Below are 24,192 nucleotides of genomic sequence, written 5' to 3' on the forward strand. Positions count from 1 at the left end.
TTTCCAACAAATGCGGGCTGACTTTTCCTCGCCCCTCAAATCGCATGTGCTGGTCGAGCAAGTACACGTGTTTGCCGGTTTGGCGATCCATGTACAATCTCCGCTTGAAGCGAATGTTGCCAAACACCGTATTCACGCTGGTCTCCCGTTCAGCCTTGACGCGATACCGCTCTCGATCCCTTTGCTCCAAAATGATCTGATCCAACATCTCCAGCGTGCTTCTCATCGCGTCGACGAACATGTCTTGCATCTTTCTGAACATCCACTCTTCAAGCTCTTTCATTGCAGGAATGGCTGTGGTAAAGTGCTGCATAGGAGCCTCCTCCTTTGAGGGTGTTTTTTTGCCAAATTCCACTCTACCAAAGGAGAGGCTCTCTTTCTATGTCCGCTTTTTCCAATCTTTACCCCAACGCTAATTTTACTCTAACGTCGCTCCAGACCGGTCCCGCGGTTGACGCGAGGTTGCCAACGGAACTCAGAATCGCTAATTGTCCAATTAAGCGCATTTCTGAGCCGTAACGGAACCATAAGACCTTATTCGTGCAAAAATGGATCCAGCTTCGTCCGCGACGTCCATATAAGTGCGCTGAGTTCCGTTACAGTCCGAACAGCCGCAATTTCGATGAAATAACGTCTCCAGGTTCCGTTAGAAAAGACGACAGACCTCCCCCAAACGCTGAGAAGGTCTGCCACGCAATCAAGAAGACTTGTTTCGGTTGTAGATGTCGAAGGCGACGGCGAGCAGCAGCACCAGCCCCTTGATCGCCTGCTGCCAGTCGATGCCCACGCCGAGGATCGACATGCCGTTGTTCATGACGCCCATCACAAGGCCGCCGATGACTGCGCCGACCACGGTGCCGACGCCGCCGGACATGGAGGCGCCGCCAATGAAGCAGGCCGCGATCGCGTCGAGCTCGAAGTTGACGCCGGCCTTCGGCGTGGCCGCGTTCAGGCGGGCGGCGAAAATAAGGCCGGACAGCGCCGCCAGCGTGCCCATGTTGACGAACACCCAGAACGACACCCGCTTCGTCTTGACGCCCGACAGCATGGCCGCCTTCTCGTTGCCGCCCATCGCGTAGATGTGCCGGCCGATGACCGTCCGGTTCGTGACGAAAGTATAGAGGAAGATGAGGACGAGCAGCACGATCAGGATGTTCGGAATGCCTTCATAGCTGGCGAGCACATAGACGAACAGCATGAGGGCCGCGGCCAGGATGACCATCTGGGCGATAAAATACCCCCGCGGCGGCACCTCGAAATTGTACCGGATGTCCGACAGGCGCTTGCGCCAGCCGATCGCGATCAGCAGCGCCGACAGCAGGGCGCCGATCAGGAGGCTGAGCAGATGCAGGCCGCCGCCGCCCGAAAAATCCGGGATGAATCCGGAGCTCAAAGCGCGGAACGCTTCGGGAAAAGGCCCGACGGACTGCCCTTTGAGCACCAGCATCGTGAGCCCGCGAAACATCAGCATGCCGGCCAGCGTGACGATGAACGACGGCACCCGCACGTAGGCGACCCAGAAACCCTGCCAGGCCCCGATCAGCGCGCCCATCAGCAGCGACAGGACGACCGCGGCGGCGAGCGGCACGTTCAGCTCGACCATCATGAAGGCCGCCACGGCGCCGACGAACGCCGCCACGGAACCGACCGACAGGTCGATGTGCCCGCTGATGATCACGAGCACCATGCCGATGGCCAGCACCAGAATGTAGCTGTTCTGCAGTATGAGGTTCGTCACGTTGAGTGGCTTCAGCAGAATGCCGCCCGTCAGAATCTGGAACAGCAGCATGATGAGCAGAAGCGCGATCAGCATGCCGTATTGCCGGATGTTGGCCCTGAACTGTTTAATGACCGTTTGCACGGATGTCGCCCTCCATTCGCGCCATGAGCCGCATGATGTTTTCCTGGGTGGCTTCCGCCCGGGTCAGCTCGCCGGTCATGCGCCCCTCGCTCATGACATAGATCCGGTCGCACATGCCGAGCAGCTCCGGCAGCTCCGACGAGATGAGCAGGATGCCCTTCCCCTCGCCGGCGAGCTGATTGATGATCGTATAGATTTCGTACTTCGCGCCGACGTCGATCCCGCGGGTCGGTTCGTCCAGGATGAGCACGTCCGGGTCGGTGAAAATCCACTTGCTGAGCACGACTTTCTGCTGGTTGCCGCCGCTCAGGTTCATCGTGGTCTGCAGGATGCTCGGCGTCTTGATGTTCAGCCGCTGCCGGAAGCCCTCCGCTTCCACGATTTCCCGCCTCTCGTCAATCACACCGTGCCGGGAGACCTTCCGCAGCTTCCCGAGGGTGGTGTTGCGCTTGATGTCCTGGATCAGAATAAGGCCGTAATTTTTCCGGTCTTCGGTCACATAGGCAATGCCGTTCCGGATGGCGGCCGGAATGTCGGGCAGGTCGATCGGCTTGCCATTCTTCAGCATCTGTCCGCTGATCTTCTTGCCGTACGCCTTGCCGAACAGGCTCATCGCCAGCTCCGTCCGGCCGGCGCCCATCAGGCCGGCGATGCCCACCACTTCGCCCCGGCGGATATGGAAGCTCACATCCTCGATCACCCGGCGGTCCGGCTGGAGGGGATGGTACACGTTCCAATTCCGCACCTCGAAAATCGTCTCGCCGATGTTCGGGACCCGCTCCGGATAGCGATGCTTCAGGTCGCGCCCGACCATGCCCCTGATGATCCGGTCTTCCGTGATCTCGTCCCGGGCGGTGTCGAGCGTCTCGATCGTCGCGCCGTCCCGCAGGATCGTGATGGCGTCGGCCACCTGGACGATCTCGTTCAGCTTGTGGGAGATCAGAATCGACGTCAGCCCGCGCGCCTTGAACGTCTTAAGCAGCCGCAGCAGGTTCTCGCTGTCGTGCTCGTTGAGGGCGGCGGTCGGCTCGTCCAGAATGAGCAGCTTGACGTTCTTGCTGAGCGCCTTGGCGATTTCGACAAGCTGCTGCTTGCCGACCCCGAGATCCATGATGCGGGTGTTCGGCGACTCCGAGAGCCCGACCATGTCCATCAGCTGCCGCGCGCGTGCGATCGTCTCGCCCCAGTTGATGACGCCGCCCCGGGAGCGCTCGTTGCCGAGGAAAATGTTCTCCGCGATCGACAGATACGGACTGAGCGCCAGCTCCTGATGGATGATGACAATGCCGAGCCGCTCGCTGTCGCGGATGTCCCGGAACTGGCAACGCCGGCCTTCGAACAGCACGTCCCCTTCGTAGGTGCCGTACGGATAGATGCCGCTCAGCACCTTCATGAGCGTCGATTTCCCGGCGCCGTTCTCGCCCATGAGCGCGTGGATTTCGCCCTTCCGCACCTTCAGGTTGACATTGCTGAGCGCCTTGACGCCGGGAAACGTCTTCGTGATGCCCCGCATTTCCAGCAGGATGTCTGTCATCGTTCCGATTCTCTCCTTCGCGGAAACGATTTCGCGGGCGCGCACCGTAACGGCCGCCGCGAAATCGCTCCCTGCCGGAATTCCGAAAGTCAACCGGTTGCGGTTATTGCAATTGATCCTCCGTGTAATAGCCGCTGTCGATCAACACTTCCTTGTAGTTGGACTTGTCGACGGAGACGGGTTCGAGCAGGTACGACGGCACCACTTTCACCCCGTTGTCGTAGGTCGTCGTATCGTTCACTTCCGGCTCTTCGCCCTTGAGCACCGCTTCCGCCATCTCCGCCGCCTTCTTCGCCAGTTCGCGGGTGTCCTTGAATATGGTGGACGTCTGCTCGCCGGCGATGATCGATTTGACCGACGCGAGCTCCGCATCCTGCCCCGTGATGACCGGCATCGGCTTGTCTGCGGAACCGTATCCGACGCCTTTCAGGGACGAGATGATGCCGATGCTGATGCCGTCATACGGCGACAGGACCGCATCCACGCGCTCGGTCGTGTAGTGGGCACTGAGCAGGTTGTCCATTCTCGCCTGCGCCGTCGCGCCGTCCCAGCGGAGGGTGGCCACCTGATCAAAATTCGTCTGTCCGCTCCTCACCACCAGTTGGCCGGCGTCGATATACGGCTGCAGCACACTCATGGCGCCGTCGAAGAAGAAGTAGGCGTTGTTGTCGTCGGGCGAGCCGGCGAACAGTTCGATGTTGAACGGTCCCTTGCCGTCCTTCAGCCCGAGCGCCTGCTCGATGTAAGACGCCTGCAGCACGCCGACCTTGAAGTTGTCGAAGGTGGCGTAGTAGCTGACATGTTCGGACTTGCGGATCAGCCGGTCGTAAGCGATGACTTTGACGCCTTCGCTGTTCGCCTTGTCGAGGACGTTCGTCAGCGACTCTCCGTCAATCGCGGCGATGACCAGCACGTCCACGCCTTTCGTGATCATGTTCTCGATCTGCGAAACCTGGTTCTCGACGATGTCTTCCGCGTACTGCAGATCGACCTTGTAGCCCCGTTTCTCGAATTCGGCTTTCATGTTGTTGCCGTCGTGCACCCATCGCTCCGACGACTTCGTCGGCATCGAGATGCCGACGAATCCGGCCTCCCCGCCGCCGCTGCCGCCGGAACCGCCGCCTCCGCAGCCGGCGGCCATGAGCGCCATGCCGAGCAGCAGAACGATGAGCACGCTGAACCTTCTCTTCATTGGACTACCCCTTCCCTTTGCCGATGTGGTGTGGTGTACGACCGTATCGTACAGCGGGGAAGGCGGCAGGTCTTTCCAATAATCCGACCCGTTTTTTCAAAAAAACAACAAAGAAAATGCTCGAAAAAAATAAAAAACTCCCGAAGGAGTCTTCACGTACGGAATGCGCCGCCTCAGCCGCCGTCCGCATCGTCGGCTTCCGTCTCGCCTTTCCGGTATTGGTTGGGGGAGACGCCGAACATTTTTTTGAACGCGGTGCTGAAGTAATGCTGGCTGACATAGCCGACGCTTTCGGCGATCTCGTGAATCGCCAGGTCGGTTCCGGTCAGCAGGCGGGTCGCCTTCTCCATGCGCATCATCGTCACGAGGCTGACGAACGACGCACCGAGTTCCTGTTTCAGGATGCGGCTGAGGTAAACGGGGGACACATGCAGCTCGGCGGCCGCCGCTTCCAGGGACAACTCCGGATCGGCATACCGCTGCCGGATCAGCGCCCGGGCGCGCCGGACGATCGGCGACAGGCGGGCTTCCCGGCTGACGGCGGAGCGTGCGCGCCTGAGCGCCGCGCCGACGTCGACGATATCCTGCCCCGCCGGTTCGAGATGGACCTGGACGGTCAATTTCAAATAGTGCTGCACCGCCTGCTCGATCTTACTGGCCAGCTCCGGCGGCACGTCGTCCCAGATCACGACCAGAATGAGGCCGGCGGCGTCCCGGAAGATCAGATGCCCGGTCTCCCCGAGCAGTTCCGAGGTCATGTTCTCGATGGCGAACAGCATCAGCTGGCGTTCGGACTCATTCCGCAGCGACTGGCCCGTGTCGAGCTCCGGCCAGCGGATTGCCATGACGGATTCGGGCGAATGGCCGGGAAGCTGCAGGAACTGAAGCTGCTCCGCGATTTCTTCGCGGCTGAGCGCGCCTTCCATCCATTCCAGACAGAACCGCTCGCGGAGCAGGGGCAGGTTCTTGCGGATTTGCAAGGCGGCCGCATCCAGGTAGGCGCTCAGTTTCGCCTCCCGCTCCAGCCGGTCCCGCACGCGCGTCATGATCTGCGTCAGTTCCCCCGGGTTGGTCGGCTTGAGCACATATTCCTGGACGCCGAGCCGGATGGCTTCCCGGGCGTATTCAAACTCGTCGTGGCCGGTAATGATGACGACCAGGCACGACGGGAGCCGCTCCCGGATCAGGCGGATGAGCTCCAGGCCGTGCATGATCGGCATGTTCAGGTCGACGAGCATGACGTCGGCCCCCCGCTCTTCCGCGAGCAGGAGCGCCTCTTCCCCGTCTTCCGCCTCCGCGCATACTTCCATCCCGAGCGCTTCCCAATCCACCGCGTCGCGGATGCCTTCACGGATGATCGCTTCGTCGTCGGCAATCAGCACCTTCCAGCGCCGCTTCACGCCCGCACCTCCTTCCGGCTGTCGTCCGGCGCCTCAGGCGGCAGCGCGGGATGGACGACGGTCACCGTCGTGCCTTCCCCCCGCACGCTGTCGATCGTAAGGCCGTACCTGCCGCCGAACGTCAGCTTCAGACGTTCATGCACATTGATTAATCCGAAACCCCGGTTCTTGTCCATCGATCCGCCCGCCGCCGCGGTCTCCGCTTCAGCCATCAGCTCCTCGGGATCAAGCTCGCGGCCGACCCGGTCCAGCGCCTGCCGCACTTCCGCGAGCCGGTCGTCGTCCATCCCCGCGCCGTCGTCTTTGACCCGCAGGATGAGCTGGCCGTCCCGGACAAAAGCGTCCACTTCAATGGTGCCGGGTCCCCGCCGTTCCTTGATGCCGTGGTAGATGGCGTTTTCGACGATCGGCTGCAGGATCAGTTTCAGCACCGTATGCCGGTCGAGACCGGGTTCCATGCGGATCGCGTAATTCAGCTTGTCCCGGTAACGGACCTTCTGGATTTTCAGGTAGCTCTCCAGATGCTCGAATTCTTCCGCCAGCGGAATCCGGTCCTTGCCTCCGCTGAGTCCGATCCGGAACAGTCTGGCGAGCGATTCCGCCACTTCCGCCGCGGCCTCCGCTCCCTGGCTGCGCGCCATCCACTGGATCGTGTCCAGCGTGTTGTACAGAAAATGCGGCCGGATATGCGCCTGCAGGCTGCGCAGCTCCGCTTCCCGCTTCTGCCGTTCCTTGTGCTCCATGAGCGTGATGAGCCGGTTGATCCGGTACAGCATCCGGTTGAAACTGCGGCCCAGCATGCCGATCTCGTCATGCCGCTCGCTGATGAACCGGGTGAGCAGATCGCCCGACTCCGCCTTGTGCATGAAGGAGATGAGCTGCCCGATGGGCCGGGAAATCGTGCGGGACAGGTAATACGAGGCCGTAATCCCGAACAGGCAGACGAGAAACACGAAGCTGACGATGTAAAACTGGATTTCCCGCATCTCGTGGATCGATTCGCGCACCGGGAACACCCCGATGGTCGTCCAGCCGGTGAACGGCGATTTGACATAGATGAATTGGATCCTTCCGGCTTCCGTGTCCCGGAAGAGCGACCCGGATGTTCCCGTGAACCAGTCCGGCGAGACGCCGACGGCCGGGAGGTTGGCCGGCACATAGACGGGGTCTCCTTCGTCGTCGATGACCATGAGGTAGCCGTTGCGGCCGAGGCGCACATTTTTGAGTTCTTCCGCGATCACGCGCAGTTTCAGGTCGATGAGGACGACGCCGAGCACGCGCTGGGAGTCGGGGTCGAGCACCGCACGGGCGACCGATATCACCTCGTCGTCCCGGTAATTGACGTGGCTGGTCACATGCCGGCCCTCGGGACGCCCGACAATCGTGAAAATGCCGTCCCGCTTCACCGCTTCTTCATACCACGTCTCCAGGGTCAGGCGGTGGCCTTCTTTGGCGTACAGCTCGTTGCTGATCGATTCGCCGTCGCTGTTTACGATGAGGATGCCGGCGACTTCCGTGTACAGCGTGCTGATCGTCTGCAGGAAATGCCGGATCTCGTAACGGTCGCTCACCTTCGCTTCCTGTCCTTCCGTGCCGTCCAGAAAACGGCGCACATCCGGATTGCCGGAGGCGATGTAGGTGATGTTCTGGAGACTTGCGGCATAATGCTCCAGGGAACGGTTCACTTTGCCGATCAACTGCAGCGTGTTTGCCGTAGTCTGCCGCTCCAGCACGCGGTCCACTGAATAGTGAATGAGCAGCCCGAGGCAGACCGCCGGCAGGATGCCGATGAGCAGAAAATGGGCGATCAGCTTGTAGCGGATCGGCCAGTCGTTGATTTCCAGCCATTTGCGCACACTTCCCACCTGCCGCCCTGGCGTCCGTCATTTCACGTAATAATGGTCGACATTCTCCCGGGTCACGACGGAAATCCCCGTGTCCACATAGACGGGAAGCGGGGAGGCGTCCGCCGTCTGCCCGCTGTCCGGCGTAACCAGCCCGTGGTGGAGGTGGAACAGGTACAGCAGCGACCAGTACCCCATGTTCCACGTGCCCTGGGCCAGCGTCGCGTCGATCTCGCCCTGGCGCACCATATCCAGCGTCACCTTGTCGGTGTCGAAGGCGACGATCTTCACCTGATTCTGCCGCTGCCTCAGCCGGACCGCGTCCGCGACGCCGACCCCGCCGACCGCGTCGGTGTTGAAGATGCCCTTCACGTCCGGATACTGATCGAGAATGGCGATCGCCGCGTCCCGCGATACGATGCGGTCCCCTTTGCCGTCCTCGACGGCGACGATCGTCATCTCCGGATATTCGGACCGGATCGTGTCGCGGAAGCCGTTCGTCCGCTCCTGATGGTTGAGCTGGTTGGGAAGGGTTACGACGCCGACCTCTCCTTTGCCGCCGATCAGCCGGGCCATTGTCCGGGCGGCCGTCACGCCCGCGTTGTAATTGTCCGTGGCCAGCAGGGAATAGGCTTTGCTGTCCGGCGCCCCGGAATCGAACAGGACGACCGGTATGCCGGCATCGACCGCCTTGTCAATCGACGGTGTAAGCGCTTCCGGATTCATGACGGTAAGGGCGATGCCGGCCGGCTTCTGGGCGATCACCTGTTCCAGCACGGTCACCTGCTCCCGCACGTCATATTGCGTCGAGCCCCGGTACTCCACCGAGACACCCAGCACCTGCGCAGCGTCTTCGAATCCTTTGATGACGCTTTTCCAGTAGTCGATGCCGGACTGGAACGTCACCATCACATACTTCTCGTCCAGGCTGCCGACCAGGGCGGCGGAATCGCCGGCCCCGGCCGACTGGCTTTTCCCGTAGAAAAAGTTCAGGGCATACAGCACATAAGCGCCGATGATCACCAGATAGAGGAGCAGCATCTTCTTCATGCGCGGACCCCCGCCTAATTCATAGGTCAGCCTTCATCCTGCGGACCCGCCGCGTTCGCCGGGCCGTCCCCGCCCTGGCCGGTCCCGCCGTTGCCCGTTCCGGCGTTGTCCGTTCCGCTGCCGGTCCCGCCGCCGGAATCGGCCGGCTCCTCCCGGCGCTCGGGAGGCGCCGCCGGCAGCGTGTCCGCGGTGCTTCCGCCGGATCGGCCGGCCGTGTCGCCGGTATCGCCGGAGGCGCCGCCCTGCGATTCGCCGCCCGCAGCGGCTCCCGTGCCGCCTGTGCCCGCGGTGCCGCTTGCACCGCCGGCGCCGTTTGTGCCGCCGGCGTACGCGTCAGCCGGAACCGCTGCGCCTCCATCACCGGCAGCTCCCTGCGAGCCCGTGCCGGCCGCCGCACCGGTGTCGTTCGCGCCGGCGTTGCCGCCCGCGCCCGCGCCTGCGCTTGCGCCTTGCGACGCGCCGCCGTTCCCGCCCGACCGCTTGCCGCTCTGCGAGCCGCTCCGCCGGGCTGCATTCGTCTGCGTGCCATCCGGGTCGGCCGGCGTCTCATCCAATGTCGTGCTGCCGTCCGCATGGCCTTCGTCCGCATCGGACTGCTGCGTCACAAGGGTGTTCTTCTTCGGCGCGCCGGTCAAGCCGATGTAATGATCGTATGCGTCGAAAATTTTCCGCGCGATCGGCGCGGCCCCCCGGCCGCCGTATCCGCCTTCGGGCACGACGACGGCGACCGCCAGCTTCGGCTTGTCGGCCGGGGCGAACGCGATGAACACCGCGTTCTCGATGATGCCGACGCTCGTCTGCTGCTCGGAGGTCCCGGTCTTGCGCCGGAAGTCGTACGGGAACCCTTCGAATCCCCGCACGTTCGATTTCATGCCGCTGATGATGACATCCCAATACTCGTCCGGCAGATCGATCGTGTTCAGCACGACCGGCTGGAACGTCTCGACCGTCCGGCCGTCGGCGTCGACGATCCGCTCCACGAACTGCGGCTTCAGCCGCTTGCCGCGGTTCGCCAGCGTCGCCGCATACTGGGCGAGCTGCAGCGTCGTGTAGCGTCCCTGCTGGCCGAAAGAAGCGTAAATCAGCGCCGACTGCGGGCTGCCGTTCTCCGCCTCGTGGAAATAGTCGATAACGCCCTTGGACTCGCCCGGCAATCCGCTCTCGGTCAGCACGCCGAGACCGAACTGCTTCACCCAATTGTCCCAGATCTCGACGCCTTTGCGCCCGTCGCGCCGGTACAGCGCATTGCCGATCATTTCCGCCATGAACGTGTTCGACGACTTCTCGATCGCCTTCGATGGCGTCAGCCGCCCGAATGCCCGTTTCTCGGCGTTGCGGATCGAGACGCGGTACCCTTCGCGGCCGAACTGGAACACGCCGGTGTCGTTGTAGGTCGTCTTCGGCGTAATGAGCCCTTCCGCCAGCCCGATGAGCACGGTCAGCGGCTTCTGCGTCGAACCGAGCGGCACGAGCGAGGACGGGTGCTTGTTCGCTTCCTCCTGCGAACCCCAGTCCTGATAAGCCTGGGAGATCGCGCCGTTCTTGTGGAATGTCTTCGTTGCTTCGTAGTTGGACGGGCTGATCTGACCGCCTTTCCAGACGTTCGGGTCGTAGTCCGGCATGCTCGCCATCGCGATCACCTTGCCGGTGTCGACCTCGATCGCGACCGCGTAGCCGGCGCGGGCGTACTCCGCCCGGTCGCCGCTCGACTTCGGCGCGTTTCGCAGATACTCGATATGATCCAGGATGGCCTTCTCCGTCGCGAGCTGCACATCGCGATGAATCGTCAGATGCAGGTCGCTGCCCTTCTCCGGCTTCGTGATGACCGGTTCACCAATGATCTCGCCGTGGCTGTTCACCGGATACGTTTTGACCCCGTTCCGGCCCCTGAGCACATCCTGATACATCAGCTCGAGCCCGTCCATGCCGACGTCCTCGTCATTCAAATAGCGGAGCGTCGGATCGGTCGACTGTCTCTTCTGCTCGTAGAAATCTTTCGTCGCGGCGGATGTGACGGCCGAGTCGAAGTTTTTCAGGTAGCCGACGAGCTGCACCGCCACCGTGTCGTCGTCATAATGGCGGATCGTGTCTTCCACGATGCTGATGTTCGGAAATTTCGCGCTGTTTTCCGAGAAGTACGCGATTTCCTGCTTCGTCAGGTTGTATTTGATCAGGCGCGGCGTGTACATGTTGTTCTGCCGGAAGTTGATGTCCATCCGCTCGATGATCTGCTCGATCGTGATCGCTTCGTTCGGATCGCCGTATTGCGTGAACACTTCGTTCAGCTCTTCTGCGATCTTGCGGGCCTCGGCTTCCTTGATCGAACGGTCCATCGTGAAATACAGCGACTGCGTCGACACCGAGTACGCGATCGGCTGGCCGGTCGCATCATAGATGTTGCCGCGGATCGGCGGAATCTGCACGGTACGGCTGCCGCTGCTCGTCCGCTCGGCGCGCAGCTCCGGTCCGCGCACGAACTGCAGAATCGCAAGCTGCACGATGAGCACGCTGAACAGGACGAACGTGCTGAAGAAGAAAAGATTGAGCCGGAACGAGAAATGCCGCCGATTTGCGATCAGCCTTCGCTGTTCTTCTTCCGTCCGTTGTTCGTTCGCCACGACCGCATCCCCCTTTTCCGCATCGTCTGATCAAAAATATTCCGCCGCACGCATCCGTTATTTCCGCTTCCCGTCACGTCTCCCGCACATGGGTACGGTCGAAATCCGGCGGATTGAACCAGTCGCCGGACGTTGCCCAGGTGGCGTCGAGCGGTATCCATTGCTCGCCCGCCCGCACTTCATTCCAGGCATGCGGCCCGAAACCGCCGCGGCCGTCCGCGCCGAGCCCGGTGACGACCCGCGCTTCCAGGCCGGCGCTGCGCGCCATGACGGCGTAGAGGCGCGCGATGTCGATGCAGACGCCGCGCCGCGTGCGGAACGTGTCTTCCGGCGTCTGTTCCCGCCACTCGCCGCGCTCGGTATAGGCGTCCGCTTTGTCCCAGTCATAGGCGATGCGCGTCCCGACCCAGTCGTACAGGGCGCGCGCCTTCGCTTCGTCATCCTTCGCTCCCGCGGTAATGCGGAGCGCGGCTTCCCGGATGTCGTCCGGCACGTCACGGTCGATGATCTCGTACCGTCGAAGCAGAATCCGCCGGAATTCCGCTTCGACGGCCCGCGACAGCACCGGCCCCTGCTCCGCCATCACGCCGCCCGCCACCGGCTCGAGCAGACGATCCGACGCTTCCCGGTAGAGCGGGGACGATTCGATCCGGGCGGCGAGCGGCGCGTTCGGCAGCAGCGACACATAGACGAACAGCGCCGCCATCAGCACGAGCGCCCGTCCGCCGCCGTGCACGAAGCCGAGCGCGGCGCCTGCCGCGCGGCTCAGCGCGCCGCCGGGGGCGGCTGCAGGGGCGCGCATCCGCAATGCGCCGGCTTTTGAGCCTGCGCCGGCGACGAGCGTCAGCGCGGCCGCGGCGAGCAGCCGCAGCAGCAGGCGGATGACCAGATAGCCGATCAGGAACAACAGCCCGAAACGAAGCAGCGAGAAATCCCTGACACCCGTGATGAACGTGTGCCAAGCCAAAGACCAGTTGTCCATTTCACCGGCGGGCGGCCTGAGATCCGCGTCCATGAGACGCGATTCGACAACCGGGCCGAAAGCCGTCGCGAACCGGACGGCGAGCGCCAGCGACGCGATCGTGCAGACCGTCTCCCACAAGAACAACAAGAGGTGCTTCGCGGAACCCGGCGCACCTCGTTTCATGCCTTGCCAGAGCGATACGGCGATGATGATGGCAACGGCAACCGCGACAGGCTCCGCAAAATCGGATGCATGCACCCGCATCACGCCCTTTCGCCCCGCCGCGGATCAGCCCGCGGCTTTCGCCTGGTCGATGAGCGACGAGATCGTTTCGTCCACTTTCCATCGGCCGAGCGGCGCGCCGTGATATGTCACCGTCACCTCGTCTTCTCCAATCTTGCCTTTGATGACGAGGCTTGAGGTCTGCACCGTGAACGTGCCGTCTTCGCTTGCCGTGTAGACCGCGTCCGAAGCTTCTCCCGCCATGGCTTCGAGCGCTTCACGCTTCAGCGCCGCGGCGGCCTGCTCGGTGATCTGCTCTCCAAGCTCTTTCAGCTTGTCGACGCGCAAATCTTCAAGCGAATATCCGCTGTACAGCAGCACGCCGATCACGATGACGGCGACAAGCAGCCATTTCACGACGGTTTTGACGATCTTGATGACGATCAGCAGTGCGATGAGCGCGATGACCAGCACATACCAGCGATCGGTCAGAAATTGTTTCCATGTCTCCAGATCGGCCTGGAACAGTTCGCCCAGCATCGCGGTACCCCCTTTATTATGTAGCTGACGATGGAAAACGGATGATGGTTTATGGAAATTGATCGCGCGAAGATTCCGGATTGCAGTCCCTGTTGAACGGCACACGTCAGACGGTGTGTATTAACGGCATTCCGTGCCGTTAAACCTTGCCAGAGTATAGCAGCCAGCCCAATAACGGCACTACGTGCCGTTGCACGCGTTGGAGGACCGCAGTGTACGTCCAACGGCGTGAAATAACGGCATTCTGTGCCGTTAATGCTTGAACGGGTACGGCAATCGGTCCGTTAACGGCATTCCGTGCCGTTGCAGACGGTGCAGGATGAGTATCTGCCGTTCATTGACAGCCCGATCTCAATTATAACGCAGGCGCTGCCGGGCGTCCACGCCAGCGGATGGGGGGCCGGACAGGCAACAGCCCCGTGAGCACAGCCTCTCGGCCCGCTGCAACACGCATGACACAGCCTCAGGCATACCCCTTCCCCGCCTCCGGTAGCGTGCATCCCACGTTACGGTCCCCGGCGCTACCGGACAAACAGACATAACTCGTCCGGCCCGGGCGTATGATCAGAAGGAACCCCGCAACACGCAAGAAACGGAGCGTGACCGCATGAGAACCGCCTTCTGGCTTTATCTGTTCTCGTTCATCGCCATCTTCGACCTGCACGCGCAGTATCCGATTCTGACCCCGTTCGCCGTATCGCTCGGTGCCGCTCCGTCTTTCATCGGCCTGATGATGGGGCTCTATTCGATCACCCATCTGCCCGGCAACGTGATCGCGGGATGGAGCGTCGACCGGTTCGGCAGCCGCGTTTTCATCGTCCTGAGCCTGTTGGCGGCAGGCATTATTCTGCTGCTTCAGTCCCGGGTGGAAGACCCGTGGCACCTGCTGTTGCTGCGCTCGATCAGCGGCTTCGTCCTCGCCTTCCTGTCGCCGGCCTGCATGGCGCTGCTCGCCCGGATCAGCGCCGACCGCATCCTGCAGGGCAAACTGATGGCCGGGAACGGGCTCGTTCACACGCTCGCCTCCGTCGTTTCCCCGGCCGCCGGCGCGCTGCTCGTCGCCCGCCTCGGATTCGAGCTGTCCTTCTTCGCGCTGGGCTGGCTGCTGATCGGCACCGCGGTGTGCGCGCTCCTGTTCATCCGCGACATCCGCCCGACCGCAGCGGCGGGCGGAACGGCCGGCCCGCCCCATGCCGGCGCGCCGGGCGCACATGGCGCGGCCGCCCATCCGGCTGCGGCGCTCCCGGCGAAGGCGAAGGAGGCCGGCGCGCTGCTGCCCGGTACGCCGCAGCCCGTCGCCGCAGACGACGATCTGCCGCTGCCCTGGCTTGTCTATGTGCTGCCGATCGCGATGTCCTGCGCGCAAGGCATCCTGTCGTTCGAACTTCCGCTGCTCGCGATGCACGACCACAGCATCATGCAGACCGGCCTGCTGTTCTCCGTCCTCAGCCTCGGCTCCCTCGTGACGCTCAGCATGATGTTCCTGAACCGGTATTCCTCGTTCCGGCGGACGCTGGCGGGCGCGCTCATTCTGGCGCTTTCCTATTTCACCGCCGCCGTCGGCGACCTTGTCCCGCTAACCGCGCTGCTGTTCATCATCGGCATGGCAAAGGGCATCATCTATCCCGCGCTGACCACGCTGCTTATCGAACTGACGGGCAGCGCGAAATACGGCCGCACGTTCTCCGTGCTGTCCATCGCCTATTCCGTCGGCGCTTTTCTCGGTCCGCTCACGGCCGGGTATGTCCGCGACGCGATTTCCCCTTATTTCATCGCATTCCTGGTGCTGATGACCGGCGTGGCCCTGCTCCCGTTTGCCGGGCCTCGGCGCCTGCACACCGCTTCCGGACGCATCGGCTGATGCCGAATTCGACATTTCCCAGGAAATTGATACAATGGATGGCAGCAGAACGATGCAGGGGATGCTGCATGGAGATTGTCATCATCGTGGAAGGAAAAAACGATAAAGCCCGGCTGCGGCGGCTGCTTGCCGGCGAAGTCGACATCCTGTGCACCTTCGGAACGCCGGGGCCGCATCAGATCGACCAGCTGGTGCGGAAGGTCGGCGACCGGGAGCTGTATATTTTCACGGACAACGACGCTTCGGGAAGACGCATCCGCGGCATCTTGCGGGACGCTTTTCCCGACGCCGAACACATTTACACGCGCAAAGGGTATCCCGGCGTCGAGAGCACGCCGGACGAATACCTTATTCAGCAATTGGAAAAAGCCGGGCTGGAAGACTACATCATCCGTCCGGAGGATGATGAGCTCGCCCGGCTGCTGCAGCATGATCCGTGAAGTTTCTAGCCGCATCATCTTCCTGATCTTGCTGCGCAATGTCCAACTTCTTCGACTATTGCCCGAATCCCTTCCTCGATGCGGTTCGGATCGGCGCGGGACACGCTGATGCGAAGGAACTTGTCCCGGTCTCTGCAGTCCGCAAGATAATACGGTTTCCCCGCCGTCACCGCGACATTTCGTTCCGCAAGCCGCTGCACCAGCCGTTCCAGATTGACCGTCCGTGGCAATCTGAAATGGGTATACAGCCCGGAGCTTGCCGACGGTGCCTCGATCCAATGTTCGGGATCATGCTTCCGCAGCGCCTTGTGCAAACGCTGATTCCGGGCGGCGTAATGCTTGTACATGCTGCGGCAATGTCGCGCATCCATGCCATTCTTGATATACACGTCAAGCACCGCCTGGGACAACACGGACGTTTCGGCGAACCGGCTGTATTGGCGGAACGTGTCGAAGCGCGTAGATCGGCTCGAACCTTTTGACTTCCCCCAGGTCGGCCATGTAGTCATCCTCCGCCACGTACTCCAGTTCGTCCAGATTGATCCCCCCGGACGTACGCACAATCCAGGAAACCGGCAGTCTCTCCGCTTCGAGAAACCTCAGGAAAAGATTATAACTCGGTTGTTCCACCAATATTTCCGTCCTGCCGTTCGGGAACGGCATAAGCGCCAGTATGCCAGGCGCATGCTGGATGCCCGTGGTCAGCATGATGAGCTCCGCCTTGGCGAACAACTGGCTGTCGGCCAGACGGGTTACAAGCGTCCGTTTGAGATTGTCCGTCACCGCCAAATCCCCGCAGGTGAACAGCTGCCGGCTGTTGATCTCGAACGCTTTGTTCAGACAATGCTGGAAATCCTGGTGAGGAAACAGGCCGGGATCCGGTGAGGACGACGAGAAATCCATCACGCCATGCTCCTCGCCGCGAGTTCCGCCGCCGGCCTGATCGAAGACGTAGTAGCCGCTCTGGGGGGATGGAATAAATGGCGTGCCGCATCTCCAGTTCGGCATAGGCCTTCACGATGGTGCCGGGACTTACCCCGTACCGTTGCGCCGCCTCCCGGACGGAAGGTACCCGTTGCCCCGCGCGGTAGTGACCGCTCGCGATTTTGTGCTCCATATCGGCAAGGATTTGCGCATATTTCTTCACGCCGTCCATCCTCCTCGTGCTTGCGGCTTAGCTGCACAGACGAAGCAACTGTACCAATACAGTCGGCAAAATCTCGCATTGCGCCGTCATCATCGGGTTCTCGTTCCTGTTCGTCAAAATCGCGCTGGAATCCGCCGCCCCAATGGACATCCTGGCCTGGCGATTTTCCGTGTCGTTCGCCGTTCTGTCGCTGCCGGCCCTGCTCGGCTAGATCCGATTGAACGTGCGAGGCAGACCGCTGCACAGGCTGCTGCTGCTCGCAACCATGTACCCGCTCGGCTTTTTCCTGTTTCAGACGTACGGACTTCAGCATGCCGCTTCGGCCGAAGCCGGCATGCTGAACGCCTTTACGCCGGTGCTCATCCTGATTCTGGCTTCGGTCTTCCTGAAGGAATCGGCGAGCGGATTGCATTGGATTTCCATCAGCTTGTCCGTAGCCGGCGTCGTCTTCCTGCTGCTGACGGGATCGTGCGCCGCGTTCGCCGGATACAGCGTACTGGCCCGTTCGCTGTTGAAATCGTTCCGCCCCATGGAACCGACTTGGTGGATGCTTGGCATCGGCTGCATATTTTTCCTCGCCGTGTCAGGGTTCAACATGCTTCTGACGGTACGTGGAACGAACTGCTTGCGCCGCTCGGCGATATCCGTCTCATCGTGTCCGTGCTCTACCTCAGCATCCTGTCCTCGCTGGTCTCGGCGTTTACGGCGAACTATGCGCTGTTCCAAATGCAAGCGGCGAAAGCCGGCGTGTTCACCAACCTGTCGACGGTCGTATCCATTGCAGCCGGCGCGCTCATCCTCGGGGAGTCGACCGAGATATATCATCCCATCGGCTCGTTCATGATGATCGCCGGGGTGTGGGGAAGGACATGACGACTTGGCGGGTTGACACCTGGACCAACGTCAAGCCCGGGTCGATCGATCACGCGCTTGACAAATTGGAATCGCAGGGGATGATCGAAACCGCGGCATCCGGGGCCGGCGCGAAACTCGGTCCGTCCCGCAAGAAGTACTCGGTCACGAAGCAGGGCAAAGCGGAGTTCTTCCGGCTGCTTGAAGCAGCGCTTGTCAGCCCGGACATTCTGCAATTGTCCGCCGGCGTCGCCTTCATGGAATGGCTGCCCCGCAATGAAGTCATCGCGCTCCTTGAACAGCGCCGGACCGTACTGGAGCCGAGCCACTTTCGAACAGATCACGGCCGGCAAGCGGACGGATGCCGTCGACTATACGGAGCTGAACGTGTTTATGCCGCATCCCCATTATGCGCAGCAATATTTTGTATGCATCCTGAATCCCGCCGGAGATAACGTAGAAAAGACGAAGGAGCTCATCATGGAAGCCCGTTCGATCGCGGCGGAACGGCTGCAGCGCGGAAACGGCCGATAAGGTCGCTTCTACGCTACATGACCAGCGCGATGACGATCGTGACGGAGATGACGCTGAGCAGCGTCGAGAAGAAGACGGCCTGGGAGGCGAATTCCTTCTCATTGTCGAACTCGACCGCCAGCAGCACGCTGCTGAGCGATGTCGGCACGGCGGACGAAACGATGAGCGCCGCGGCCGTCAGCCCGTCGAAGCCCATGAGCAGCGTCAGCCCCCACGCGAGCACCGGTCCGACGGCCAGCCGCAGCAGCGCGGACAGCCCGACATCGACCGCGAGAGCGCGATCGATCCGCCACGACATGCTGCCGAGCTGCACGCCGAGCGTCAGCAGCGCCGTGCCGAGGAACGCGTTCGCGAGATACCCGATCGGCGCCTCCAGGACCGGCGGGATCGGCACCTCGAAGGCGCGCAGCAGCAAGGCGAGCGGGATGACGTAGATGATCGGCAGGGACAGGACGACGCGCCCGATTTCCCGCAGATTCGCCTTGTGCGCATTGACCGCGTACACGCCGTATGTATTGGGAGTCAGGCTCTGCAGCATCGAAATGAGCACCTGGACGGACAGCGTGTACGGATTGCCGGCGAACACCAGCTGGTTGAGCGGAATGCCGTAGTTCGCACTGTTGTAGAACATGACGCTGTTGCGCATCGCCGCCCGCCGTCCGCCGGACGCTCCCCGCGCCCGGCAGACGAGATCGGCAAGGACATACTGGATCGCCATGAACAGCAGCCCGAACAGCACGATCTTGCCGAACATCGATGCCGAGATCTCCGTGTCATAGAGCAGGCGGAACATGATCGCGGGCGAGAAGACATAGAAATTCAGCTTGGACAACGTCCGGATATCCAATGAAAAAGCCCGCTGCATGACGACGCCTACGGCAATCATCGCGGACAGCGGGATGACGTTGTTTGTCAAAATATGCAGCAGGATGGACATGATGTCATCTTCCCCATTCATGGCGGCCGGCGCGGAAAGGCGCAGCCGGCTTCTGCGGTCGGATCAGAGGGAAATCAGAGCAACTTGTCGATCTCTTCCAGCACTTTCTCGGGCGTCAGCGTCTCGTCGCCGCCGCCGCGGATGTAGCTGCGCAGCCGGCCCTGCTCATCCACCAGCGAAATGATGTCGGAATGCACCAGATTGTCGGGGTCGGGGTTGATCACGCCAAGGTTGAATCCCTTCGCGATCTTGACGATTTCCTCCGCTTCTCCCCTCAGGAAATGCCAGCCCGACCGATCCGCCTTGAACCCGTCGGCGTACTGCTCAAGCACTTCCTGCGTGTCGCGGTACGGGTCGATCGAGATCCAGTGAAATTCCACCTTGTCCCCGAAGAGCCCCCGCTCCTGCAGTTCGGTCTGCACGAAGGACATGACCCGCGTCGTGATCGGACAGACGTCCGGACAAGATGCGAAGAAGAAATAGACGAGCCGGATCTTGCCTTCCGATTCGGAGAAGGAAAGCGGCTCTCCGTCAAGATCCGTCAGCGTGAAATCCGGCACTTCCAGTATAACCGGAAGTTCTTCCTTCTTCCAGGGTCCGTAAGTGTACAGCAAATAGCCTGCCATCAGCAATACGAGCACGCTGACGGCCAACGGGAATTTGTAACGATTGACGAAAGCCACGGAAACCGCTCCCTTCTCGCATCATTACGGCAGCCAGGCGCCGTCGCCCTGCGTATTGACGACCATGACCAGGAAGACGACCATGAGGTAGTTCACCGACAACATGAAATTCTGTTTCGCCCACGCGGTGTCGTCCCGGGCGCGCACACCGGCGATCGTATGCCAGCACCAGACCGCGCCGAACACCACGGATACGATGAGGAAAATGATCCCCGCGTACCCGAACGCATACAGCAGGACGCCGGCCGGAATGAGCAGCACGACATACGGGATCATCTGCCATTTCGTCCGCCGGACGCCCTTGACGACGGGCAGCAGCGGGAAACCGGCCGCCCGGTATTCCTCGACGCGGCGGATGCCCAGCGACCAGAAATGCGGCGGCTGCCACAGGAACAGAAGCGCGAACAGCAGCCATGCGCCCGCGTCGATCTGCTCCGTCACGGCGCAATACCCGATCACGGGCGGCATGGCACCCGATACGCCGCCGACCGATGTGCTCCAGGTCGAATGGCGCTTGAGCCAGAGCGTATAGACAACGATATAGACGAACATGCCGAGAAGACCGAGCCAGCCGCACAGCGGATCGACCAGGAAGAACAATATCGAGATGCCCAGGGCGCCGAGCGCGATGCCGAAAGCGAGCACGAATGCCGGCGACAGGCGTCCGGACGGCAGCGGCCGGTTCCGCGTGCGCTCCATCTTGATGTCCCAATCGCGGTCGAGATAGTTGTTGAGGACGCAGGACGACGCGATCGTCAGCGTCGTGCCGAGCAGCGTCCAGACGAGAAGCAGCCAGTCGATATCCCACTTCGATGCGACCCAGAAACCGCCGAATACGGCGATCAGGTTGAGTCGAATGATCCCGGGTTTCGTCAGATTAAGCAGGTCTTTCAGCACGTCGGGCCTCCCGAATTCAGGCGCCGATATTGGAGCGGCCTGACGCTCCCGGCCCATGGAATCGTTACCTATCATACCGTAAATGCTTGGCTGTTGACAATCATCGCGCCTGCGGGTTCAACAATTTGACACTTTCACGGGAACCGGGCGGAACACTTGGGCTTTTGCCGCCATAGGATAATGCAGCATTCGCCCATGCGAAGGCACGATATGCCGTGGAAGGAAGTGATGATGAACCGGATGGCCGTCATCAAAGCCAACTCCGAGGACATCAAGTTGCTGGCACGTCTGATGCGCGCGGAAGCCGAAGGAGAAGGCGAGCTCGGCATGCTGATGGTCGGCAATGTCGGGGTGAACCGCGTCCGGGGCAACTGCCTGGACTTTCGGAATATCCGCACGATTCCGCAGATGGTCTACCAGCGCCCGGGCGGATTTGAAGCGACGACGAAAGGCTATTTCTACCAGAGAGCGCGCGACAAGGAGATCCGGCTTGCGAGACGCGCCGTAAACGGCGAACGTCAGCATCCCGCGACGAACGCGCTCTGGTTCTTCCGTCCGACGGATCAGTGTCCTGCATCCTGGTGGAATCAGGCGCACAGCGGACGGTTCAAAAGTCACTGCTTCTATGCGCCGTCAGTCAGCGATTGTCCCGGCGTCTACTAAATGAAAGAAGGAGGAAACAAAGCCAACATGTCCATTCAATCGTATGACGCGTACCACTTCGGCACGCCTTACGTTTCCGGCATGCCGAGTGTGCAGTCCCCGTCCGGCTGGTGGCCGACCGGTTATCCCGATGCCGCGATGCCCTTTGCAACCGACACGACCGGCATTTCGCCGTTCATGACCGCAAGCGGCATTCCGGGCATGCCGAGCGACACGACCGGCGTTTCGCCGTTCATGACCGCAAGCGGCATTCCGGGCGTGCCGAGCGGAGCCGGCATTACGCCGACGGGCGGCAACATCGTCACGGTCCCGCAGGAAGAGTCCTACGTCGAGAACATTCTCCGGCTCAACCGCGGCAAATTGGCGACCGTGTACATGACGTTCGAGAACAACAGCCAATGGAACGCGAAAGTGTTCCGCGGCATCGTCGAGGCGGCCGGGCGCGACCATATCATCCTGAGCGATCCGTCGACGGGCACCCGGTACCTGCTGCTGATGGTCAACCTCGACTACATTACGTTCCAGGAGCCGATCAACTACGAATACCCGTTCCAGGGCGGCATCGTCACGCAGCAGACACCGTTCAATACGACGCGCGAAACAGAAACGGACTATACGGATCTGAACACCCAGGCGTGAACATTGCCGGAAGCAAGACGGGACACGGCAGACCAGGGGGAATCGCCTGACAGCCTCATCTCCCGGATGCCGTCCGCTTCTTCCTTCGTGCCGGCTTCCCAGACCTCCACGAACAGGCCGGGTTGATCCGTTCCTTCATATAAATACATCTCCGGATGCGAGGCCTTGAGGGATGCCATCAGGGCCAAATAACGCTCACGGTTCTCCTCCGCAATCCGGTACTCCGCGAAACAACGATACATTGACTCCCCTCCATCCGCCGATCAAGTTGAATCCGCGGGACGAACCCGGTACAATGGTAAGCATAGCAACCGGCGGAGGAGACGGCAAGAAGCCCGGATTCATCCGGGCTTCTGCAGCTTCATATGCTTCAGAATTGACGGGAGCCCGCCAATTGTTGTTCAGCGATCTGTACGAGGCGCTTCGTGATGTAGCCACCGAGCGAACCGGCGTCACGCGTCGCCATGTTGCCGTAGTAGCCGTCTTGTGGAATTTGTACGCCCAGCTCTTGAGCCGCTTCGTACTTGATTTGCTCCAGCGCCGCTCTGGCTTGCGGAACGACCAGCGTGTTGCTGTTCCGGTTTTGGCCTGCCATGGTTGTCGTCTCCTTTCGTCCCTTGAGCTGTAGTGTTGATGCAAGCTTGCAAGCTTATTATGCACCTCATCCGTTTTCTTATGCTTGACCATGCACAAGTCCCGAATCCGCCCAAGGAGAGACGAAGATGTCCAAAACCGCTTCCCTCTTGTTCGCTGTCGCCGCCGTCGTTCTGATGCTGGCGACGGGCGTCGCCATCAGCCACAACGGGTGGTTGGCCGCCCTGTTCTTCATCCTGACGTTCGTCGTCATCGGAGCCGGATTCATCTATCGGGCGAAAGCGCTCAAGCGCAAATGACGGAGCGGCCGGCGGAGATCCGCCGGCCGCCGCCCTTTTCATCCGGCGATCCGGTCAGCGCGGCGGCAGAAATCCCATCCGCTCTTTGGCCAGCGCGACCGTCCGGTTCGCGATTTCCGCCGCCCGTTCCGCGCCTTCCTTCAGCACGCGGCCGAGCTCCCCGGAGCCGCGGATTTCCCGATACCGCGCCTGCAGCGGCTCCAGCACCGCCACGACGCATTCCGCCAGCTCTTTCTTGAACGGACCGTAGCCCTGCCCTTCGAACCGCCGTTCGACTTCTTCCACCGTCAGCCCGGCGCAATGCGCAAAGATGCTGATCAGGTTGCTCACTTCCGGCTTGTTCGCGGGATCGTATTTCACTTCCCGGCCGGAGTCGGTAACCGCGCGTGAAATTTTCTTCCGGACGACGTCCGGCTCGTCGAGCAGCGCAATGTAGCTGTTCGGATTCGGATTGCTCTTGCTCATCTTCTTCGACGCGTCATCGAGCGACATGATGCGCGCGCCGACCTTCGGCATGTACGGCTCGGGCAGCTTGAACGTTTCCCCGTAGCGCCCGTTGAACCGATCCGCCAGGTCGCGGGTCAGCTCCAGATGCTGCTTCTGGTCGTCCCCCACCGGAACCAGATCGGCGTTGTACACGAGAATATCCGCGGCCATCAGCGTCGGATAGACGAACAGCCCGGCGGGCACGGATTCCCTGCCGGCCGCCTTCTCTTTGAACTGGGTCATCCGCTCGAGCTCGCCCATATACGCGAGCGTCGTCATGAGCCAGCCAAGCTCGGCGTGCGCCGGCACGTGCGACTGGATGAAAATCGACGAACGCGACGGATCGACGCCCGCCGCAAGGTACAGCGCCGCCACCGATTCCGTCTGCTCGCGCAGCGCGGCCGGGTCCTGCGGCAAGGTGACCGCGTGCAGGTCGACCACCATATAGAAGCATTCGTGCTCATCCTGCAGCTTCACGAAGTTCTGGATTGCGCCGATGTAGTTCCCGAGCGTGAGCTGACCGCTCGGCTGGATGCCCGACAGCACCCTTGCCATGCGTATCTCCCCCTTGACCTGAATATAAAAATCCCCCGCCGCAAGGGACGAGGGACCGTGGTGCCACCCTTATTCGCTTCGACGCCGCATGCCGGACAAGCGACGGCGAAGCCTCACAGCTCCGTAACGGGGAGCAACCGGGAAACCATGGGCGGCATCCGGCCGCTTTCCGATTTCCGGCTCAGGGACCCATTCCGCCAGCCGCGATGCCGGTTTGCACCTTCCACCGGCTCTCTGCAATCGACAGTTCATGGCGTACTCTTTCCCGTCATGGCCGTTGGCAACATTATACCCGCTGCAATGCGAAAGTCAAGGCGGCTGCCAGCGATGGCCGCAGGCACGAATTTCGACCTTCACGTTCCATCTTTGGCAGATCTGTG

At 61.6% G+C, this 24,192-nt stretch carries 25 protein-coding genes, 2 pseudogenes and 1 other annotated feature; of the genes and pseudogenes, 8 read left to right on the forward strand and 19 right to left on the reverse strand.

From position 1 onward, the window contains the following. The 10 genes from C6W55_RS07100 to C6W55_RS07145 all read right to left on the reverse strand — a co-directional run. Window positions 1–313 (reverse strand): UPF0236 family transposase-like protein (locus C6W55_RS07100; RefSeq protein ID WP_286892092.1); only part of this gene is annotated, 313 nt, incomplete at its 3' end. A 384-nt stretch (window positions 314–697) separates the two neighbouring features. Next, window positions 698–1,861 carry a multiple monosaccharide ABC transporter permease gene (gene mmsB, locus C6W55_RS07105; RefSeq protein WP_015253813.1) on the reverse strand — a complete coding sequence of 388 codons (1,164 nt, stop codon included), beginning with the start codon at window positions 1,859–1,861 and terminating at the stop codon, window positions 698–700. Beyond that, window positions 1,845–3,395 (reverse strand): multiple monosaccharide ABC transporter ATP-binding protein, encoded by a 1,551-nt coding sequence (gene mmsA / locus C6W55_RS07110; protein ID WP_015253812.1) that lies wholly within the window; start codon window positions 3,393–3,395, stop codon window positions 1,845–1,847. The genes mmsB and mmsA overlap by 17 nt, the downstream gene beginning before the upstream one ends. 103 nt (window positions 3,396–3,498) lie before the next feature. Beyond that, window positions 3,499–4,587 (reverse strand): multiple monosaccharide ABC transporter substrate-binding protein, encoded by a 1,089-nt coding sequence (gene chvE / locus C6W55_RS07115; RefSeq protein WP_286892093.1) that lies wholly within the window; start codon window positions 4,585–4,587, stop codon window positions 3,499–3,501. Between the two features lie 173 nt (window positions 4,588–4,760). Next, complete coding sequence (locus C6W55_RS07120) at window positions 4,761–5,987, reverse strand: response regulator (protein ID WP_286892095.1); 1,227 nt, start codon at window positions 5,985–5,987, stop codon at window positions 4,761–4,763. After that, window positions 5,984–7,843, reverse strand: a complete 1,860-nt coding sequence (locus tag C6W55_RS07125) for a cache domain-containing sensor histidine kinase (protein ID WP_286892097.1) — start codon at window positions 7,841–7,843, stop codon at window positions 5,984–5,986. The genes C6W55_RS07120 and C6W55_RS07125 overlap by 4 nt, the downstream gene beginning before the upstream one ends. 27 nt (window positions 7,844–7,870) lie before the next feature. Further along, a complete protein-coding gene (locus C6W55_RS07130; protein WP_015253808.1) occupies window positions 7,871–8,881 on the reverse strand; it encodes a substrate-binding domain-containing protein in 1,011 nt (336 codons plus the stop codon). A 26-nt stretch (window positions 8,882–8,907) separates the two neighbouring features. Beyond that, window positions 8,908–11,499, reverse strand: a complete 2,592-nt coding sequence (locus tag C6W55_RS07135; RefSeq protein WP_353682014.1) for a peptidoglycan D,D-transpeptidase FtsI family protein — start codon at window positions 11,497–11,499, stop codon at window positions 8,908–8,910. Between the two features lie 73 nt (window positions 11,500–11,572). After that, window positions 11,573–12,727, reverse strand: coding sequence for a transglutaminase domain-containing protein (locus C6W55_RS07140; RefSeq protein WP_286892225.1), 1,155 nt, complete (start codon window positions 12,725–12,727; stop codon window positions 11,573–11,575). 24 nt (window positions 12,728–12,751) lie between these two features. Beyond that, window positions 12,752–13,225, reverse strand: coding sequence for a hypothetical protein (locus C6W55_RS07145; RefSeq protein ID WP_015253805.1), 474 nt, complete (start codon window positions 13,223–13,225; stop codon window positions 12,752–12,754). Between the two features lie 607 nt (window positions 13,226–13,832). On the opposite strand from C6W55_RS07145, the gene C6W55_RS07150 reads away from it, so the two are divergent. Together C6W55_RS07150 and C6W55_RS07155 are read left to right on the forward strand one after the other, a co-directional pair. Next, window positions 13,833–15,086, forward strand: a complete 1,254-nt coding sequence (locus C6W55_RS07150) for an MFS transporter (protein WP_015253804.1) — start codon at window positions 13,833–13,835, stop codon at window positions 15,084–15,086. A 68-nt stretch (window positions 15,087–15,154) separates the two neighbouring features. Beyond that, window positions 15,155–15,526: a ribonuclease M5 gene (locus C6W55_RS07155; RefSeq protein WP_015253803.1), complete on the forward strand. Its 372-nt coding sequence runs from the start codon at window positions 15,155–15,157 to the stop codon at window positions 15,524–15,526. A gap of 14 nt (window positions 15,527–15,540) precedes the next feature. Here the strand turns inward: C6W55_RS07155 and C6W55_RS18065 are convergent, their stop codons facing one another. From C6W55_RS18065 to C6W55_RS18075, 3 genes and pseudogenes are all read right to left on the reverse strand, one after another. Next, window positions 15,541–15,915 carry an aminotransferase class I/II-fold pyridoxal phosphate-dependent enzyme gene (locus C6W55_RS18065; protein WP_353682017.1) on the reverse strand — a complete coding sequence of 125 codons (375 nt, stop codon included), beginning with the start codon at window positions 15,913–15,915 and terminating at the stop codon, window positions 15,541–15,543. Between the two features lies 1 nt (window position 15,916). After that, complete coding sequence (locus C6W55_RS18070) at window positions 15,917–16,534, reverse strand: aminotransferase-like domain-containing protein (RefSeq protein WP_353682020.1); 618 nt, start codon at window positions 16,532–16,534, stop codon at window positions 15,917–15,919. 37 nt (window positions 16,535–16,571) lie between these two features. Beyond that, window positions 16,572–16,682, reverse strand: a pseudogene (locus C6W55_RS18075) (hypothetical protein); the annotation flags it as partial. Between the two features lie 256 nt (window positions 16,683–16,938). On the opposite strand from C6W55_RS18075, the pseudogene C6W55_RS07165 reads away from it, so the two are divergent. The 3 genes and pseudogenes from C6W55_RS07165 to C6W55_RS07175 form a co-directional block, all read left to right on the forward strand. Beyond that, a pseudogene (locus tag C6W55_RS07165) lies at window positions 16,939–17,070 on the forward strand (EamA family transporter); the annotation flags it as partial. Window positions 17,071–17,216: 146 nt separating this feature from the next. Then, complete coding sequence (locus C6W55_RS07170; RefSeq protein ID WP_232427743.1) at window positions 17,217–17,546, forward strand: EamA family transporter; 330 nt, start codon at window positions 17,217–17,219, stop codon at window positions 17,544–17,546. A gap of 255 nt (window positions 17,547–17,801) precedes the next feature. Next, entirely contained in the window at window positions 17,802–18,059 is a 258-nt protein-coding gene (locus tag C6W55_RS07175; protein WP_052835824.1) for a DUF6194 family protein, read from the forward strand. Window positions 18,060–18,072: 13 nt separating this feature from the next. Here C6W55_RS07175 and C6W55_RS07180 read toward each other — a convergent pair whose 3' ends face one another. From C6W55_RS07180 to cyoE, 3 genes are all read right to left on the reverse strand, one after another. Beyond that, window positions 18,073–18,996 (reverse strand): AEC family transporter, encoded by a 924-nt coding sequence (locus tag C6W55_RS07180; protein ID WP_286892099.1) that lies wholly within the window; start codon window positions 18,994–18,996, stop codon window positions 18,073–18,075. A gap of 74 nt (window positions 18,997–19,070) precedes the next feature. Beyond that, window positions 19,071–19,679: an SCO family protein gene (locus C6W55_RS07185; RefSeq protein WP_015253801.1), complete on the reverse strand. Its 609-nt coding sequence runs from the start codon at window positions 19,677–19,679 to the stop codon at window positions 19,071–19,073. Between the two features lie 24 nt (window positions 19,680–19,703). Then, a complete protein-coding gene (gene cyoE / locus C6W55_RS07190) occupies window positions 19,704–20,576 on the reverse strand; it encodes a heme o synthase (protein ID WP_015253800.1) in 873 nt (290 codons plus the stop codon). Window positions 20,577–20,816: 240 nt separating this feature from the next. Between cyoE and C6W55_RS07195 the strand changes: the two genes are divergently transcribed. Beyond that, window positions 20,817–21,239: a cell wall hydrolase gene (locus C6W55_RS07195; RefSeq protein ID WP_041854149.1), complete on the forward strand. Its 423-nt coding sequence runs from the start codon at window positions 20,817–20,819 to the stop codon at window positions 21,237–21,239. 27 nt (window positions 21,240–21,266) lie between these two features. After that, window positions 21,267–21,878: a spore coat protein GerQ gene (gene gerQ, locus C6W55_RS07200; RefSeq protein WP_015253798.1), complete on the forward strand. Its 612-nt coding sequence runs from the start codon at window positions 21,267–21,269 to the stop codon at window positions 21,876–21,878. Here gerQ and C6W55_RS07205 read toward each other — a convergent pair. Both C6W55_RS07205 and C6W55_RS07210 read right to left on the reverse strand, forming a co-directional pair. Further along, window positions 21,851–22,120, reverse strand: a complete 270-nt coding sequence (locus C6W55_RS07205) for a hypothetical protein (RefSeq protein WP_015253797.1) — start codon at window positions 22,118–22,120, stop codon at window positions 21,851–21,853. The genes gerQ and C6W55_RS07205 overlap by 28 nt on opposite strands. Before the next feature lie 128 nt (window positions 22,121–22,248). Further along, window positions 22,249–22,473: an alpha/beta-type small acid-soluble spore protein gene (locus C6W55_RS07210; protein ID WP_015253796.1), complete on the reverse strand. Its 225-nt coding sequence runs from the start codon at window positions 22,471–22,473 to the stop codon at window positions 22,249–22,251. A gap of 127 nt (window positions 22,474–22,600) precedes the next feature. Here C6W55_RS07210 and C6W55_RS07215 point away from each other — a divergent pair, with 127 nt between their 5' ends. Further along, window positions 22,601–22,771: a DUF5325 family protein gene (locus C6W55_RS07215; protein ID WP_015253795.1), complete on the forward strand. Its 171-nt coding sequence runs from the start codon at window positions 22,601–22,603 to the stop codon at window positions 22,769–22,771. 54 nt (window positions 22,772–22,825) lie between these two features. On the opposite strand, the gene trpS is transcribed toward C6W55_RS07215, so the two are convergent. Further along, window positions 22,826–23,812, reverse strand: coding sequence for a tryptophan--tRNA ligase (gene trpS / locus C6W55_RS07220; protein WP_015253794.1), 987 nt, complete (start codon window positions 23,810–23,812; stop codon window positions 22,826–22,828). Window positions 23,813–23,852: 40 nt separating this feature from the next. Continuing rightward, window positions 23,853–24,093 (reverse strand) — a binding site (T-box leader). Window positions 24,094–24,192 lie beyond the last annotated feature (99 nt).

Source organism: Thermobacillus sp., from assembly GCF_003390775.1.
GTDB lineage: Bacteria > Bacillota > Bacilli > Paenibacillales > Paenibacillaceae > Thermobacillus > Thermobacillus xylanilyticus.